General features: G+C 71.9%; 15 protein-coding genes. 4 read left to right on the forward strand and 11 right to left on the reverse strand.

From position 1 onward, the window contains the following. Window positions 1–2: 2 nt before the first annotated feature. From arfA to HP550_RS00390, 4 genes are read right to left on the reverse strand one after another with little or no spacing between them, the layout of a single operon-like run. The gene (gene arfA, locus HP550_RS00375) at window positions 3–1538 is read right to left on the reverse strand and encodes an arabinosylfuranosidase ArfA (protein ID WP_175345618.1); all 1536 of its coding nucleotides are present in this window, start codon (window positions 1536–1538) and stop codon (window positions 3–5) included. After that, on the reverse strand, window positions 1538–2461 hold the full coding sequence (locus tag HP550_RS00380; RefSeq protein ID WP_175345619.1) for a carbohydrate ABC transporter permease: 924 nt from the start codon (window positions 2459–2461) through the stop codon (window positions 1538–1540). The genes arfA and HP550_RS00380 overlap by 1 nt, the downstream gene beginning before the upstream one ends. Then, entirely contained in the window at window positions 2461–3408 is a 948-nt protein-coding gene (locus HP550_RS00385; RefSeq protein ID WP_425484402.1) for a carbohydrate ABC transporter permease, read from the reverse strand. The genes HP550_RS00380 and HP550_RS00385 overlap by 1 nt, the downstream gene beginning before the upstream one ends. Before the next feature lie 17 nt (window positions 3409–3425). Next, on the reverse strand, window positions 3426–4781 hold the full coding sequence (locus tag HP550_RS00390; protein WP_175345620.1) for an extracellular solute-binding protein: 1356 nt from the start codon (window positions 4779–4781) through the stop codon (window positions 3426–3428). A gap of 180 nt (window positions 4782–4961) precedes the next feature. Here HP550_RS00390 and HP550_RS00395 point away from each other — a divergent pair, with 180 nt between their 5' ends. Both HP550_RS00395 and HP550_RS00400 read left to right on the forward strand, forming a co-directional pair. Next, on the forward strand, window positions 4962–5729 hold the full coding sequence (locus tag HP550_RS00395; RefSeq protein ID WP_175345621.1) for a VTT domain-containing protein: 768 nt from the start codon (window positions 4962–4964) through the stop codon (window positions 5727–5729). A gap of 41 nt (window positions 5730–5770) precedes the next feature. Further along, window positions 5771–6511 carry an HAD-IIA family hydrolase gene (locus HP550_RS00400; RefSeq protein ID WP_175345631.1) on the forward strand — a complete coding sequence of 247 codons (741 nt, stop codon included), beginning with the start codon at window positions 5771–5773 and terminating at the stop codon, window positions 6509–6511. Here HP550_RS00400 and HP550_RS00405 read toward each other — a convergent pair whose 3' ends face one another. The 4 genes from HP550_RS00405 to HP550_RS00420 form a co-directional block, all read right to left on the reverse strand. Beyond that, window positions 6512–7081 (reverse strand): LemA family protein, encoded by a 570-nt coding sequence (locus tag HP550_RS00405; protein WP_175345622.1) that lies wholly within the window; start codon window positions 7079–7081, stop codon window positions 6512–6514. It lies immediately after the preceding gene. Between the two features lie 48 nt (window positions 7082–7129). Continuing rightward, window positions 7130–7816, reverse strand: a complete 687-nt coding sequence (locus tag HP550_RS00410) for a hypothetical protein (RefSeq protein ID WP_175345623.1) — start codon at window positions 7814–7816, stop codon at window positions 7130–7132. 4 nt (window positions 7817–7820) lie between these two features. After that, window positions 7821–8399 carry an orotate phosphoribosyltransferase gene (gene pyrE, locus HP550_RS00415; protein WP_175345632.1) on the reverse strand — a complete coding sequence of 193 codons (579 nt, stop codon included), beginning with the start codon at window positions 8397–8399 and terminating at the stop codon, window positions 7821–7823. 82 nt (window positions 8400–8481) lie between these two features. Beyond that, window positions 8482–9282, reverse strand: coding sequence for an SDR family NAD(P)-dependent oxidoreductase (locus HP550_RS00420; RefSeq protein WP_175345624.1), 801 nt, complete (start codon window positions 9280–9282; stop codon window positions 8482–8484). 106 nt (window positions 9283–9388) lie between these two features. Here HP550_RS00420 and recQ point away from each other — a divergent pair, with 106 nt between their 5' ends. Continuing rightward, window positions 9389–11392, forward strand: a complete 2004-nt coding sequence (recQ, locus tag HP550_RS00425) for a DNA helicase RecQ (RefSeq protein ID WP_343047868.1) — start codon at window positions 9389–9391, stop codon at window positions 11390–11392. Window positions 11393–11395: 3 nt separating this feature from the next. Here recQ and HP550_RS00430 read toward each other — a convergent pair whose 3' ends face one another. From HP550_RS00430 to HP550_RS00440, 3 genes are read right to left on the reverse strand one after another with little or no spacing between them, the layout of a single operon-like run. After that, window positions 11396–11875 (reverse strand): nucleoside deaminase, encoded by a 480-nt coding sequence (locus HP550_RS00430; protein ID WP_175345625.1) that lies wholly within the window; start codon window positions 11873–11875, stop codon window positions 11396–11398. Next, the gene (locus HP550_RS00435) at window positions 11872–12858 is read right to left on the reverse strand and encodes a phosphotransferase enzyme family protein (RefSeq protein WP_175345626.1); all 987 of its coding nucleotides are present in this window, start codon (window positions 12856–12858) and stop codon (window positions 11872–11874) included. The genes HP550_RS00430 and HP550_RS00435 overlap by 4 nt, the downstream gene beginning before the upstream one ends. A gap of 50 nt (window positions 12859–12908) precedes the next feature. Further along, window positions 12909–13913, reverse strand: a complete 1005-nt coding sequence (locus HP550_RS00440) for a LacI family DNA-binding transcriptional regulator (RefSeq protein WP_175345627.1) — start codon at window positions 13911–13913, stop codon at window positions 12909–12911. Between the two features lie 209 nt (window positions 13914–14122). Between HP550_RS00440 and manD the strand changes: the two genes are divergently transcribed. Next, on the forward strand, window positions 14123–15303 hold a 1181-nt coding region (manD, locus tag HP550_RS00445; protein WP_175345628.1), incomplete at its 3' end, for a D-mannonate dehydratase ManD.

The raw sequence follows: 15303 nt of genomic DNA on the forward strand, positions 1-15303 counted from the left end.
TCTCAGGCGAGCGTGACCTCCAGCTCCACGACCGCCCAGGACAGCGGCGGCAGCCGCAGACGCACCGTGCTGTGGTCGGCGCGCACCCCGTCGAGCGGCACCAGGCCCACCCGGTCCTGCGCGTCCTGGGCGTTGGTGGTGTGCCGGTCGCCGCCGTCCGGCACGGTCAGCACCTCGGCGCGCGCGACCTTGCCCGCGGTCCAGCCGCGCAGGTCGACCGCGACCTCGGCGTCCTCGTCGAGCCCGCGGTGCGCCAGGAAGAGCGCCACGCGCCCGTGCTCCTCGTCCCAGGTGGCCGACACGTCCACCAGGTCGACGGCGTCGAACGTCGCGGTCTCGTAGCGGTCGGAGGTCACCGCGGTCCGCAGGATGACCCCTCGGGCGAGGGCCGCCATCCGGGCGAACGGCCAGAAGATCGACTGCCGCCACGCGGGTCCGCCCTCCTCCGAGCGGATGGGCGCGATCACGTTGACCAGCTGCGCCTGGTTGGCGATCTTCACGCGGTCGCCGTGCCGAAGCAGGGAGTTGAGGAACGTGCCGACGACGACCGCGTCGGTGACCGAGTACTCGTCCTCGATGATCCGCGGGTGCTCGCGCCAGCCTCCGGCCTTCTCGATCACGTGGGGCTGGTCCTCGGTGTCCTTGCCGGTGGCGTACCAGACGTTCCACTCGTCGAAGGAGAGGTCCACGTGCTTCTTGTGCTTCCCGCGAGCGCGGACGGCGTCCGCCGTGGCGACGACCGACTCGATGAAGTAGTCCATGTCGACCGCGCTGGCCAGGAAGCTCGCGTGGTCGCCGTCGTGCTCCTGGTAGTAGGCGTGCAGCGAGACGTAGTCCACCTCGTCGTACGCGTGCCCGAGCACCGTCTGCTCCCACGCCCCGAACGTCGGCATGCCGGAGTTCGACGAGCCGCAGGCGACCAGCTCGATCGTCGGATCCACCAGGCGCATCGCCTTGGCGGCCTCCTGCGCCAGCCGGCCGTACTCGTCGGCCGTCTTGGCGCCCATCTGCCACGGCCCGTCCATCTCGTTGCCCAAGCACCACAGCCGGATGTCGAAGGGCTCCTCGTGACCGTTCGCGCGACGCCGGTCGGACAGCTCGGTGCCGCCGGGGTGGTTGGCGTACTCGACCAGCGCGCGCGCCTCCTGCACGCCACGGGTGCCCAGGTTCACGGCCTCCATGACCTCGACGCCGGCGATGCGGGACCAGTCGATGAACTCGTGCAGCCCGAACGCGTTGGTCTCGACCGTGTGCCAGGCGCCGTCCAGCCGCCGCGGCCGATCGGGACCGACGCCGTCCTCCCACGCGTAGCCGGAGACGAAGTTGCCGCCGGGGTACCGGATCACGGTCGCGCCGAGCTCCTTGACCAGGTCGAGGACGTCCCGTCGGAACCCGTGCTCGTCGGCCGCGGGGTGCCCCGGCTCGTAGATGCCGGTGTAGACGCACCGGCCCATGTGCTCGACGAACGACCCGAAGATCCGCCGGGGAACAGGCCCGACGACGAAGTCGCGGTCGAGCGTGACACGTGCGCGGCTCATCACTGCCCGCCGAAGCCGGTGGTGGCGAACCCCTTGATGATCTGGCGCTGGAAGAACAGGAACACCACGACCAGCGGCAGGGCGGCGAGCACGGCGGAGGCCATGACCTGCGCGTACTGGAGGCCGTAGGCGCTCTTCACGGTCTGGAGGCCGACGGGCAGGGTCATCAGCGAGGAGTCGCTGGTGGCGATGAACGGCCACAGGAAGTTGTTCCACGCCGCGATGAACACGATGATCGAGACGGCGGCCAGGATCGGCCGCGACAGCGGCAGCACGATCGACCAGAACACCCGCAGGCGGCCGGCACCGTCGATGCGCGCGGCGTCCTCGAGCTCGACGGGGACCTGGTCGAAGAACTTCTTGAGGATGAACACCATGGCAGGGTGGACCGTCTGCGGCAGGATCACGGCCCAGTAGGTGTCGACGAGGTTGAGCGTGAGCATCTCGTAGAACAGCGGGACGATGAGCACCTGCGGCGGGATGATGATCGACGCGATGATCCCCCAGAACAGCCAGCGCCGACCGGTGAAGTCGAGCCGGGAGAACGCGTACGCGGCCAGCGCGGTCACCGCGAGCGTGATGATCGTGATGATCGTCGCGGTGAGCAGGCTGTTCCACGTCCAGAGCGGGATGTTGCCCTCGCGCAGCACGTTCGCGTACGCCTCGGTGGTGAACCCGTCGGGCGGCAGCCAGGACACCGGCGTGGCGGCGGCGGACGTCTCGGTCTTGAACGACGTGGCGACCGCCCAGAGGAAGGGCAGCAGCCAGAACAGGGCCAGGACGATCAGGGCGACGATCGCGCCGAGGCGACCGGGGCTGGCGAACCGCTCGCCGATGCGCAGGCCCGCCTTGTCGGCGAACCGGCCCCGCTGCTTGTGGACAGAGCCGGCTGCGTTGGGCTGAGGAGCGACGGTGGTGGTCATCAGACACCCCTCCGGGTCGTCAGCCGCATCTGGCCGATCGAGATGATGACGATGATCGCGAAGAAGATGTAGGCGATCGCCGACGCGTACCCGAACCGGTAGCCGGTGAAGCCCACCTCGAAGACGTACTGGACCACCGGGCGGGTCACGCCGCCAGGCCCGCCCTGGGTCATGATGTAGATCTGGTCGAAGACCTTCAGCGAGGCCAGGACCTGCAGGATCAGGATGAGCACCGTGGTCGGCCCGAGCTGCGGGATGGTGATCGACCGGAGTTGCCGCCAGCGGCCGGCGCCGTCCAGCGCGGAGGCCTCGTACTGCTGCTCGGGGATGTTCTGGAGCGCGACCAGGTAGAGCAGGAAGTTGAACCCGACCGTCCACCACAGGGTCATGACGACGACCGCGAGCATCGCCCACTGCGGATCCTGGAGCCACGCGATCTGCTCGACGCCCACCGCCCCGAGCAGGTAGTTCACGAGCCCGAGCTGCGGGTTGTACATCCAGATCCAGAACTGGGCGGCGACGGTGGAGGCCAGCAGGAACGGCATGAAGAACGAGAGCCGCCACAGCCACTGCCCGGGCAGTCCCTGGTGCACCAGCAGCGCCAGGATCAGAGCCACGATCACGAGCGGGACCGTGGAGAGCACCGTGAACCACAGGGTGTTCAGCAGGGAGCGCCACATGATCGGGTCCGCGAGGGCCTCGGCGTAGTTGTCGAACCCGATGAGCTCGCCGCCGGCGCCCGTGATGCTCTCGCCGGTGAAGCTCAGGTAGAAGCCGTGGACCAGCGGCCAGATGAGGAACATCACGAAGACGACCACGAACGGGGCGACGAACGCCCAGCCGATGCGGTTGTCGCGGGCACGTCGTTCGCGCTCGCCGCGCCGGACCTCGTCGGGTGACGTGGTGCGAGGCGGGGCGCCGGTGACGTCGACGGCTGCAGAGGACACGTTCCGACTCCTTCGGATCACACCGGGTTCGGCTTGGCCAGCTGGACGTTCACACGGCGGACGAAGGCGGCGAAGCCGTCGGCCGGGTCGGAGCCGTCCAGGTAGACGCCCTGCACGGTCTCGAGGAAGTAGTTCTGGAAGTCGCTTCCCGACCCCGTGAACCACGCCTCCGGGTCGTAGTTGAGGATCTCCGCGGCCCCCGCGTAGTGCGCCTGCGGCAGGAGCGCCTGGTACTCCGTGCTCTGCACGACGGGCTGGAACCCGGGGATGTGACCGGCCTCGGCCCACCCGAGCGAGTTCTGGAGCAGGTCCGCGACGAACTGGTAGCTGGCGCGGCGCTGCTCCGGGTCGGGGCTCGACTGGTGCGGGAGCGTGAACGCGTGCGAGTCCGCGTAGGCGGCCGGCGTGCCGAACAGCGTCGGGATCGGCTGGGCGTCGAACGCCAGACCGGAGTTCTTGGCCGTCGGCAGCTCCCACACGCCGGTGAAGAACATCCCGCTCTCCCCGGACATGAACTCCGAGACCGCCGTGCCGTAGTCGCCGTTCGGCGTGCAGATGGTGCCGTCGAGCAGCTGCTGGATGAACTCGAGCGACTCCACGGCAGCGTCCTCGTCCACGGAGGCGGTCTTGCCGGACAGGTCGAAGTCGGCGTCGTGCTGCTTGTACAGCGTGTAGAACAGCCGCCACATCTGGGCGCCGTCGCCCAGGTACCCGTACGACAGCCCGTGCTTGCCGGTCACGGCCTGCATGGCGCGCGCGACCTCGAGGAACTGGTCCGGGCTCTCGATCGGCGCCAGCTGACCGTCGGCGCCGAGCACGCCCGCCTGATCCGCGACGTCGAGGTTGTACATCATGATGAACGGGTGCGAGTCGAGGGCGATCGAGAACTGCCGGCCGTCCAGCCCGCCCTTGGCCCACACGCGCTCGAGGAAGTCGGACTCCTGCACGCCGAACTCGGCCAGCAGGTCCAGGTCCCACGGGTCCAGCAGGCCGCCGGGGGCGTACCCCGCCACTCGTGACGCGTGCATGATCGCCACGTCGGGCGACCGCCCGCCGACGCTCGCCATGGCCAGCTTGGTGTAGTACGGCGCCCCCCAGGCCAGCACGGTCTGGGTGGCCTCGTACCCGTGGTCGAGCGCATTCACCTTGTCGACCAGGCCGGCCATGTTGATGCCGTCGCCGCCGCTGAGCAGGTGCCAGTAGGCGAGCTGGCTCAGACCGCTCGCGGAGGCAGTCGGGGCGCAGCCGGCGAGCGTCGACGCTGCGGCCACGCCCCCGGCGGCGGCCAACGAGCCGATGAGCATCTGTCGTCGGGTGATCCCTGAGCCCTGCGGGAAGGCTGCGCGCGTGCGCGCGACGCGGTGCGGTGCCATGCCCTCACTCCTTCGTGAGACACGTCCGACGTCATCGTCGGTGCGCGGGTCCGGCTCGTCACCGTGCCCGATTCGCATCGTGACACCGGGTGAAGTGGGCGGCAACAGGTGGCGCCCGGCGCACACGGTCCGCACATCCCGCCCACCGGCCGGCCACGGGTGGCCCCGTACGCTGGGCGCATGCTCATGACGACCGCCCTCTCGGCCGCCGGACCCGTCGTGGCCCTCGGCCCCGACTTCCTCGACCCGCAGCACCTGATCGACTCGTTCGGGACGTGGGCGCTCATCGGCATCCTGGCGATCATCTTCATCGAGGTCGGCCTGCTGTTCCCGATCCTGCCCGGCGACTCGCTCCTGTTCACCGCCGGCGCCCTCGTGGCGCAGGAGTCGCTGAACGTGAACATCAGCATCTGGGCGCTGTGCGGGCTGCTGATCGTCACCGCGTTCGCGGGCACCCAGACGGGCTACCTCATCGGTCGCACGGCCGGCCCGAAGGTGTTCAGCAAGCCGGACTCGCGGTTCTTCAAGCAGCGGTACATCGACCAGACGTACGCCTACTTCGACAAGTACGGCGGCCGGACGCTCATCGTGGCGCAGTTCATCCCGTTCGTGCGCACGTACGCCTCGGTCGCGGCCGGCGTCGGGCGGATGCCGTACCGGCACTTCGCCTTCTTCAACGCGATCGGCGTCGTCCTGTGGGCCGGCGGCGTCACCATGCTCGGCTACCTGCTGGGGAACATCACGTTCATCAAGGAGAACATCGAGGCGCTCCTGGTCCTCGTCGTCTTCATGTCGGTGGCGCCGGTGATCGTCGAGGTCTGGCGCAAGAACCGCAAGGACAAGGCGCTGCGCGCCCAGGGTCTGCCCGTCGACGAGGCGGGCCGCGACCCGCGGTACGACGAGCAGGCCGAGCGTGAGGCCGTCGAGCGCAAGGCGTTCGACGCGTGACGCACCAGGGCCCGCGCGAGATCCGCTCGTGGCTGTCCGACATGGACGGCGTCCTGGTGCACGAGGGCACCGCGCTGCCCGGCGCCGCGGAGTTCATCAAGGCCCTGCGCGACGGTGAGCGCCCGTTCCTCATCCTCACCAACAACTCGATCTTCACCACACGTGACCTGCGCGCGCGGCTGGCGGCCTCCGGGATCGACGTGCCCGAGGAGGCCATCTGGACCTCGGCGCTGGCCACCGCGCAGTTCCTCACCGACCAGATGCCGGGCGGTTCGGCGTACGTGATCGGCGAGGCGGGCCTGACCACCGCGCTGTACGAGGCCGGCTACACGCTGACGGCCGCGAAGCCGGACTTCGTGGTGCTCGGCGAGACCCGGACCTACTCGTTCGAGGCGATCACCCAGGCGATCCGGCTGATCCAGGGCGGCGCGCGATTCATCGCCACCAACCCCGACGTCACCGGCCCGTCTGCGGACGGGGACCTGCCCGCCACGGGCGCGGTCGCCGCCATGATCAGCGCGGCCACCGGCCGGCAGCCGTACTTCGTCGGCAAGCCCAACCCGATGATGATCCGCTCGGCCCTCAACCGGATCGACGCGCACTCGGAGACCACCGTGATGGTGGGCGACCGGATGGACACCGACGTCGTCGCCGGCATCGAGGCCGGGCTGCGGACGTTCCTGGTCCTGTCCGGGTCCACCCGGCTGGCCGACGTGGAGAGCTTCCCGTTCCGGCCGACCGAGATCCTCGACTCGGTGCAGGACCTGATCGAGCGGATCTGACTAGAAGCTGACCTCGGGAGCGGCCCGCACGCTGGGCTCGTCGACCTCGAAGTACTCGGCCCGCACGAAGTGGAACGCGCCCGCGATGACGTTCGACGGGAACGACTCCACCTTGGTGTTCAGTTCGCGCACGTTCGCGTTGTAGAACCGGCGGCCGGCGGCGATGCGGTCCTCCGTGTTGGTGAGCTCGAGCTGGAGCTGCTGGAAGTTCTCGCTGGCGCGGAGCACGGGGTAGGCCTCGGCCACCGCGAACAGGCGTCCGAGCGCCTGGGTCAGCTGGTTCTCCTGGGCGGCCTGCTCAGCGGGGCTGGACCCCGGGTTCGAGGCGGCGGCGCGCGCACGGGCGACCTCGTCGAACACGCCGCGCTCGTGCGCCGCGTAGCCCTTGACCGACTCGACCAGGTTCGGGATCAGGTCGTGCCGGCGGTGCAGCTCGACATCGATCTGGCGCCACGCCTCCTGCACCAGGTTCCGCAGCCGGACGAAGCCGTTGTACGTGGTGACCGCCCAGATCAGGGCGATCACGACGATCACGGCGAGGACGATCAGGACGATGACACCGGTGCTCACAGCAGGGGCCTCTCGGAGGTCGGGCGGGTCAGGCGATCGTAGCGTCGGCTAGGTGGTCGCCGCGGGCGCCGGGTCGTAGCCGTGGTCGAGCCAGACGTGCCGCGGGACGGAGCGCACCACCGCGGAGAGCAGGCCCAGGCGCGACGCCAGCCGGTCCAGGTCCGTGCTCCCGTTCTCCCACGACAGGATCCAGGTGCCGTCGATCCGCCAGGCGTTGCCCAGCGCGTCCGACCGCAGCAGCCGCTCCATGAGCCGGGGGTGCAGGATCGCGTGCCCCACCCGCTCGTCGGAGGCCGCCACCCGGTACGCCTGGTTGAACGCCTCGGACTCGAACTGGAGGTCCCGGGCGCCGAGCATCTTGACCAGCTTGGCGCCCAGCCCCTCCGGCGTCACCTCGACGGTGGGCAGATAGGTGGGCAGCGCCAGGGCGACGACGTGCGCGAGGTGGGTGCTCCGGTTCTTGCCGCTGCCGGTGGTCCACGAGTACGTGAAGGAGAGGGCGGCGCGGGACTCGAACGTGCCGCGCAGCACCTCCTTCGCGGACCGGCTGCTGCCCACCCCGAACGGCTGGTCCCGGGACAGGTTCACCAGCGAGGAGTCGACCTCCTGGTACGTCCAGCCGCTGACCGCCGCCCACTGCCGGAACCGTTCGTGGCGCTTGCGCTGCGCCCACAGGCCGAGGATGAACACGGCGACGACCGCGGCCCCGATCAGCAGGACGCCCCCGACCTCCACGTGCTCAGGCCAGACCGAGGTCGGACAGGCTGAACAGGTAGTGGTACGGCACGCCCAGCGCCTCGATCTTGGCCTGCGCCCCGGTCGCGCGGTCGACGACGACCGCGACGCCCAGCACCTCGGCGCCGGCCTCGCGCGCGGCCTCGACCGCGGCGATCGGCGAGCCGCCCGTGGTGGACGTGTCCTCCAGGACGACGACCTTGCGGCCGGCGATGTCCGGTCCCTCGATGCGGCGCTGCATGCCGTGCGCCTTGGTCTCCTTGCGGACGACGAACGCGTCGAGGTCCTGACCGCGCGACGCGGCGGCGTGCAGCAGGGACGTCGCGACGGGGTCCGCGCCGAGGGTCAGCCCGCCGACGGCGTCGATCTCCGCCGTGCCGAGGCCGACCTCCTCCAGCCGGTCCAGCAGCAGGTGCCCGATCAGCGGGGCGGCGCGGTGGTGCAGCGTGACGCGGCGCAGGTCCACGTAGTAGTCGGCCTCACGACCGGACGACAGTGTGACCTTCCCGTGCACGACCGCCAGGGTCTTGATGAGCTCGAGCAGCTGCTCGCGGGGCGTCGGGGAGAAAGTCACGGCGGTCAGGCTACTCGGCGAGCGGGGTGCCGACGAAGGAGGGCAGAGCGCCCCGGACGGCGGTGGCCACGGCCTCCGTCACCCGGACGGCTCAGTCGGTGGCGTCCGTGACCAGCTCCACGTCCTGCCCCTGGTAGGCCCGGCGGTAGCGGCCGAACGCGCGGACGGCCGAGCGGGGGGCGATGCGGGCGGCCGCCGACAGGGTCCGATAGCGCAGGCTCGGGGTCGACAGGACGGCACCGCGGCGGACGTCGGCGAGGCCGGTGGCCACCACGTCCTCCGCGGTCAGCCAGGCGACCTCCGGGTAGGCGGTCATGTCGATCTCGCCGCGGGCGTGGAACTCGGTGTGCACGAACCCCGGGTTCAGCGCGGTGGCCGTGACGCCGGTGCCGCGCAGCTCGACGGCGAGGCTCTCCGTGAACACCCGCACCCAGGCCTTGTGCGCGGAGTACGTGCCGGAGGTGAGCAGAGCGGCGACGGACGCGACATTGAGGATGGCGCCGCGACCGCGCTCGACCATCGCCCCCGCTGCCGCGTGCGACAGGACCATGACGGCGGTGACCATGAGCGCGAGCGCGGTCTCCTCGCGGGCCAGGTCCCCGGTGACGAACCGCTGGTTCAGGCCGAGCCCGGCGTTGTTCACCAGCAGCCCGATCGGCCGCTCGGTGGCGCGCAGCCGGTCGGCCACCCGCTCGACGTCGGCGCGGACGGACAGGTCGGCGACGAGGACCTCGGCGCGGATGCCCGCGGCGGCCTCGAGCTGGGCGGCGAGGCGCGTCAGGCGCTCCTCGTTGCGGGCGACCAGGACGACGTCGTGCTTGGCCGTGGCCAGCTGCCAGGCGAACTCCAGGCCCAGCCCTGCCGACGCCCCGGTGATGAGTGCGGTTGCCATGGGCCCACCCTACGGAGGCGGTCGGTCCTCGCGCGTTCCGAAGGTCCTGCGCCGCCCTGTGGACGAGGCACCGGGAAGGGTCGGGGGCGGCACGTAGGGTGTCCGCGTGACTGACGGATGGGGTGGCGACGTGCCGGACTGGCCTCTGGACGAGGAGCCGCCGTTCGACCCGTCCTACGACGCCGCGCCCCCGGAGCACGAGCCCTCCCGGGGGGGCCGGTCAGCACCGCCGCCGCGCCCCGACATCCCCCGCGAGGTCGCGCAGGTGCTCGAGCCGGAGGCCGCGCTGGCCGCAGCGGCCGAGGTGCTGCGCAGCGTCTGGGGCTACGACACGTTCCGCGGCGAGCAGGCCGAGATCATCGACACCGTGGTCCGGGGCGGTGACGCGCTGGTGCTCATGCCCACCGGCGGCGGCAAGTCCCTCTGCTACCAGGTGCCGGCCCTCGTGCGCGAGGGGACCGGGGTCGTCGTCTCGCCCCTGATCGCCCTCATGCAGGACCAGGTCGACGCGCTGTCCGCGCTCGGCGTGCGCGCCGGGTTCCTCAACTCGACGCAGCAGTCGCACGAGCGCCGGAAGGTCGAGGACGCGTACCTCGCCGGCGAGCTGGACCTGCTGTACCTGGCGCCCGAGCGCCTGCGGGTGCGGGAGACGATCGAGCTGCTCGACCGCGGGACCGTCGCCCTGTTCGCCATCGACGAGGCGCACTGCGTGTCCCAGTGGGGGCACGACTTCCGGCCGGACTACCTCCAGCTGTCGATGCTGCACGAGCGCTGGCCCGAGGTCCCCCGGATCGCCCTGACGGCCACGGCCACCGACCAGACGCACGCGGAGATCGCCCAGCGGCTCCAGCTCGGGGATGCCCGGCACTTCGTCGCCAGCTTCGACCGGCCCAACATCCAGTACCGGATCGCGCCCAAGGACAAGCCGCGCGACCAGCTGCTCAACCTCCTGCGCACCGAGCACGAGGGCGACGCCGGCATCGTCTACTGCCTGTCCCGGAACTCCGTCGAGCAGACCGCCCAGTTCCTGGTGGACCACGGCGTGACCGCGCTGCCGTACCACGCGGGGCTCGACCGGCAGGTGCGGGCGCGGAACCAGAGCAGGTTCCTGCGCGAGGACGGGGTCGTGATGGTCGCGACGATCGCGTTCGGCATGGGGATCGACAAGCCCGACGTGCGGTTCGTCGCCCACCTGGACCTGCCGAAGTCGGTCGAGGGCTACTACCAGGAGACCGGCCGCGCGGGTCGCGACGGACTGCCCTCCACGGCATGGCTCGCGTACGGGCTGGCCGACGTGGTCCAGCAGCGGCGCATGATCGACACCTCCGAGGGCGACGCGGCGCACAAGCGGCGGCTCACCGCGCACCTGGACGCCATGCTCGCGCTCTGCGAGACCATCTCGTGCCGCCGCGTGCAGCTGCTCAACTACTTCGGCCAGCCGTCGCAGGCCTGCGGCAACTGCGACACCTGCCTCACCCCGCCCGAGTCGTGGGACGGGACCGTCGCGGCGCAGAAGCTGCTGTCGACCGTGGTCCGGCTCGAGCAGCGCGGGCAGCGGTACGGCGCGGGGCACCTGGTCGACATCCTGCTCGGCAAGGAGACGCCCCGGGTCACGCAGCTGGGGCACCAGTCGCTCTCGACGTTCGGCGTCGGCAAGGACCTGTCCGACGGCGAGTGGCGCGGGGTCGTGCGGCAGCTGCTGGCCCTGGAGCTGCTGGGGGTCGACACCGACGGCTACGGCACGCTGCGGCTGGCGCCGGACAGCGCGGACGTGCTGCGCGGGGCGCGCGAGGTGCGGTTGCGGCGCGAGACCGAGAAGGTCGTGAAGACCCGCGGGACGCGCGGCGCGCGGGCGACGGCGGCGGCGGACCTGTCGGACGACGCCCTCGAGCTCTTCGAGGTGCTGCGGGCGTGGCGCGCGGGTGTCGCCAAGGAGCAGGGCGTCCCCGCGTACGTGGTGTTCCACGACGCCACGCTGCGCGAGATCGTCACGCAGCGGCCGACGTCGCTCGACGCGCTGGGTGGGATCAGCGGAGTTGGCGCGACCAAGCTGGAGCGGCACGGCCCGGGCCTGCTGGCGGCGCTGGCGGGCGTGGGCGAGCCGGCCTGACCCTCATGCCCCGAAGCGGCGGCGCTGGAGCTCGCGGACCTCGTCGACCAGCTCCGGGACCGGGCCCTCGACGGGGATGCCCGGCGCGACGACCGTGATCGGCAGCACCGCGACCGGGCCGGCGGGGATGCCCCACTCCGCGCGCCAGTCGGCACCCTGCTGAGCGGACGCGACGTAGACGATCCGTCCCAGACCCACCCAGGCGTGCGCCGCGGCGCACATCGGGCAGTGCTCGCCGGAGGTGTAGACGGTCGACGCCGCGCGCTCGTGGAGGGTCAGGTGGCTCGCCGACCAGCGGGCGATCTCGAACTCCGGGTGGCGGGTCTCGTCGCCGTCCTTGACGCGGTTGCGGTCCTCGAACCGGACCTGCCCGGCCGCGTCGACGAGCACCGAGCCGTAGGGCTCGTCGCCGTCGTCGAGGGCCTCTCGAGCGAGCTCGACGGTGCGCCTCAGGTGGGTCAGGTCCACGTCGGTGAGCGTCATCGGGCCACCGTCGCGGCCAGGACGCGGGTGCGCAACCCCTGTCGGTGCGCGACGAGCGAGGCGCGCAGGTCGACCGACCACGACGGCTCGTCGGGCGCCGGATCGACCTGCAGGTGCGCGATGGCCACCAGCAGCCGGACGGCGACCGCGGCGTGATGGAGCTCGAGCGAGGCCACCTCGTCGTACTCGAGGGGGCGCACCCCGCGGTAGCCGGTGAGGAAGGCCGCGAGGAGCGTCGGGTGCTCGACCTTCCCGGGGGTGTCTCCGACCAGGTCCCGGACCGCCGCGGCGATGTCCTCGATGAACGGTCCGGTCCGCGCCTCGTCCGCGTCGAACGCGGTCGGGCGACCGTCCGCCCAGCGCAGGTTGTCGAGCTCGAAGTCGCCGTGCAGGGTGCCCCGGGGCATCCGGACCCGGTCCACCTCGGCGAGCACCGCGCGTGCGGCTCGCGCCACGGCGGGGTCGTCGGCGCACGCCCGCTCCAGTGCCGCGAGGTCGAGGGGCGCGGGCTCGTCGGCACCGGTGAGCGCCGGGGCGTCCCGGTGCAGCCGGGCCAGAGCGGCCCCCCAGGCCTGCGCGAGAGGCGAGGTCAGGTCCTCGAGCTCGAGCTCCTGCCCGGGCGCGGCGGGGACGGCGGTGGCGTGCACGTCTCCGAGGGGTGTCGGGACCGTCTCGACGAGCCGACCGGCCGCCGACGGCAGGGGCGCGACGGTCCCACCCTCGACCGACCAGGCGGCCAGCAGGCGCGCGGGGGTCTCCAGGTCGCGGACCGTGCGCAGCGAGGCCGGGACGAACCGGAGGTAGAGCACGCCCCGTGGGTCCGCGTCCGGGGGCACCACGAAGACGTGCGTCGCGCTGGACCGCTTCCACCGGGCCGCGCCCGGGGCGATCCCCCAGGCCGCGGCGACCGCGTCGGCCACAGGGCTGCGCCAGTCCGCGTCGACGGTGACGTCGACCCGGGCGATCTCGGAGAGGGGGAGCATCCGGGCATCCTCGCGGGGGCGACCCGCGCGGGTCACGGTGTTTCTGGTGGTCAGCGCACCACGCGCAGCGGCGCCGTGCCGGTGGAGCCACGGATCACCAGGTGGGTGGGGAGCTCGACCGTGACCGTGCCGCCCGGGTGGGCGGGATCCAGGCGGGCGAGCAGGAGGTCCGCGGCCGCGTGGCCGGCGCGCTCGAGCGGAGCGGCGATCGTCGTCAGGCCGGGGCGGACCAGGTCGGCCCCGAAGACGTCGTCGCACCCGACCACGCTCATGGAGCCCGGCACGTCGATCCCCCGCTCGGCCAGGCGGTCGAGGATGCCGAAGGCGAGCAGGTCGTCGAACGCCAGCACGGCGGTGACGCCCTCGTGCAGCGCGGCATCGGCGGCGGCAGGGCCGTCCTCGCGACGCGGCACGAACGGACCCAGCCCGACGACCTCCACGCCGAGGCGCTTGGCCGCCGTCCGCAGGACCGCGCGTCGGCGGCGGTCCGACCAGGACGCGCGGGGCCCGCCCGCGTAGGCGACCCGGCGGTGGCCCAGCGAGGCCAGGTGCGCGAGGGCCTGGCCGGTCCCGCCGGCGGTGTCGACCAGCACGCCGGACTGGTCGGGCACCGGGCGGTTCACCGTGACCATCGGGAACTCGTGCGACCAGGCGGTCAACCGGTCGTCGTCCAGGCGGGAGGCCGCGAGAACCGCCCCGTCGACCGTGGGCCGCAGCGCGCGCAGGGCCCGCTCCTCCGCCTCGACCGACTCCTCTGCGTCGACCAGCACGTGCACGTAGCCGTCGGCGCGCAGCCTCGCGGCCGTCCCGCGCACGATGCCGAAGAAGTAGGGGTTGGTGACGTCGGGGACGACGAGCGCCACCATCCGGGTCCGACCGGAGCTGAGCGCGCGGCCCGACAGGCTCGGGGCGTAGCCGAGCTCGCGGGCGGCCTCGCGGACGCGGATGGCCGTGCGCTCGTTGACCCGCCCCGGCTTGGTGAGCGCGCGGGAGGCCGTGGAGATGGCCACACCGCTGGCGGCCGCGACGTCGCGGAGGGTGGGTGGCCTGGTCATCGGTCCTCGTCGAGCGCTCGGCAGCGTCCGGACCGACCGGCCCGGCGCGGTCCCCATCGTGGCGGTGAACCCGCCAGATGGCAACCGTCGGCAAACGTTTGCCCATCGGGTGTCGCGGCGCTTACGGTGGACCCGCACCCGCCGCAGGGGCGGTGGCGCGCGAGGGAGCAGAGCATCGCCGACGGCGTCGTCGGCGGGACGGAGCAGGCATGCCGACGGAACACCCCGACACCGCGCCAGGCGGCACCGCGATCCGGTCCGCCGAGGTGCTCGTGACCAGCCCGGACCGCAACTTCGTCACCCTGCGGATCACCACGCAGGACGGGGTGGTCGGTCTGGGGGACGCGACGCTGAACGGTCGCGAGCTGTCGGTGGCCTCGTACCTGTCGGACCACGTGGTGCCGCTGCTGCTCGGGCGGGACGCGCACCGGATCGAGGACACCTGGCAGTTCCTCTACCGGTCGGCGTACTGGCGGCGGGGTCCGGTGACCATGGCCGCGATCGCCGCGGTGGACGTGGCGCTGTGGGACATCAAGGCCAAGATCGCCGGGCTGCCCCTGTACCAGCTGCTCGGCGGGGCCAGCCGGACCGGGATCATGGCGTACGGGCACGCGAGCGGCCGGGACCTGCCCGAGCTGTTCGACTCCATCCGGCACCACCAGGAGCAGGGCTTCCGCTCGATCCGCGTGCAGACCTCGGTGCCGGGCATCGACGCCGTCTACGGGGTGGCCGCCCAGCCGTCGTCGTCGGGACGCTACGACTACGAGCCCGCCCAGCGCGCCCCCCTGCCGGCCGAGGAGGACTGGGACACCCGCGCCTACCTGCGGCACATCCCGACCGTGTTCGAGGCGGTGCGCAACGAGTTCGGCCCCGAGGTGCCGCTGCTGCACGACGGCCACCACCGGATGACGCCGATCCAGGCCGCGCGACTGGGCAAGGACCTGGAGCCGTACGACCTGTTCTGGCTCGAGGACTGCACGCCCGCGGAGAACCAGGAGGCGCTGCGGCTGGTCCGGCAGCACACCACCACCCCGCTGGCCATCGGCGAGGTGTTCAACACCGTGTGGGACTACCAGACGCTGGTCCGCGAGCAGCTCATCGACTACGTGCGGTCCGCCGTCACGCACACCGGCGGCATCAGCGCGCTGCGCAAGATCCTCGACTTCGCGGCGCAGTACCAGATCAAGTCCGGAATCCACGGGCCGACGGACATCTCCCCGGTCGGCATGGCCGCCGCGCTGCACCTGGACCTGGCCATCCACAACTTCGGCATCCAGGAGTACATGCAGCACGGCGCGCGCACCGGCGAGGTGTTCCGGCAGTCGTTCACGTTCGAGGACGGGTACCTGCACCCGGGCTCGTCGGTCGGCCTGGGCGTCGAGTACGACGA

Origin of the sequence: Cellulomonas humilata (assembly GCF_013359775.1) — a bacterium.
Lineage (GTDB): Bacteria > Actinomycetota > Actinomycetes > Actinomycetales > Cellulomonadaceae > Cellulomonas > Cellulomonas humilata.

What these genes read in the sequence shown, in the direction of transcription:
- HP550_RS00430 (WP_175345625.1), bottom strand. Translation starts at nt 11,875, where the DNA reads ATGACGCTCACCGACGTGGACCTGACCCACCTGAGGCGCACCGTCGAG.
- HP550_RS00435 (WP_175345626.1), bottom strand. Translation starts at nt 12,858, where the DNA reads ATGCTCCCCCTCTCCGAGATCGCCCGGGTCGACGTCACCGTCGACGCG.
- HP550_RS00395 (WP_175345621.1), top strand. Translation starts at nt 4,962, where the DNA reads ATGCTCATGACGACCGCCCTCTCGGCCGCCGGACCCGTCGTGGCCCTC.
- HP550_RS00400 (WP_175345631.1), top strand. Translation starts at nt 5,771, where the DNA reads ATGGACGGCGTCCTGGTGCACGAGGGCACCGCGCTGCCCGGCGCCGCG.
- HP550_RS00420 (WP_175345624.1), bottom strand. Translation starts at nt 9,282, where the DNA reads ATGGCAACCGCACTCATCACCGGGGCGTCGGCAGGGCTGGGCCTGGAG.
- HP550_RS00440 (WP_175345627.1), bottom strand. Translation starts at nt 13,913, where the DNA reads ATGACCAGGCCACCCACCCTCCGCGACGTCGCGGCCGCCAGCGGTGTG.
- HP550_RS00380 (WP_175345619.1), bottom strand. Translation starts at nt 2,461, where the DNA reads ATGACCACCACCGTCGCTCCTCAGCCCAACGCAGCCGGCTCTGTCCAC.
- arfA (WP_175345618.1), bottom strand. Translation starts at nt 1,538, where the DNA reads ATGAGCCGCGCACGTGTCACGCTCGACCGCGACTTCGTCGTCGGGCCT.
- HP550_RS00390 (WP_175345620.1), bottom strand. Translation starts at nt 4,781, where the DNA reads ATGGCACCGCACCGCGTCGCGCGCACGCGCGCAGCCTTCCCGCAGGGC.